The sequence below is a fragment of the Methylobacterium sp. WL116 genome (assembly GCF_008039455.1).
Classification (GTDB): Bacteria; Pseudomonadota; Alphaproteobacteria; order Rhizobiales; family Beijerinckiaceae; genus Methylobacterium.
Map to the genome: position 1 here is coordinate 1 of NZ_VRUV01001089.1, position 563 is coordinate 563.

A 563-nucleotide genomic window follows, 5' to 3' on the forward strand; every position below is an offset into this window, starting at 1 on the left:
TTGCTCGTCACCTGGAAGCTGATCCGGGTCGGGAAGTTCGCCTTGATCGTCCCGGTGATCACGTCCACCGACGGACGCTGCGTCGCCATGATCAGGTGGATGCCCGCCGCGCGCGCCATCTGCGCCAAGCGCTGGATCGCGCCTTCGATGTCCTTGCCGGCCACCATCATCAGGTCGGCCATCTCGTCGACCACGATCACGATGTAGGGCAGGGCCGCGAGGTCCATCGCCTCGTCCTCGAACACCGCCTCGCCGGTCTCGCGGTTGAAGCCGGTCTGGATCGTCCGCGTGATGGTCTCGCCCTTGGCGCGGGCCTCGGCCATCCGGGCGTTGTAGCCGTCGATGTTCCGGACCGCGATCTTGGACATCTTCTTGTAGCGCTCCTCCATCTCGCGCACCGCCCATTTGAGGGCGATGACCGCCTTCTTCGGGTCGATGACGACGGGGGAGAGCAGGTGCGGGATGCCGTCGTAGACCGACAGCTCCAGCATCTTCGGGTCGACCATGATCAGGCGGCACTCCTCCGGCTTCATCCGGTAGAGGAGCGAGAGGATCATGGTGTT

1 protein-coding gene is annotated in these 563 nt (G+C 64.8%); it reads right to left on the reverse strand.

Annotation, left to right across the window (positions count from 1 at the left end):
* A partial coding sequence (locus tag FV223_RS29540) for an FtsK/SpoIIIE domain-containing protein (protein ID WP_281406316.1) occupies nucleotides 1-563 on the reverse strand: 563 nt, incomplete at both ends.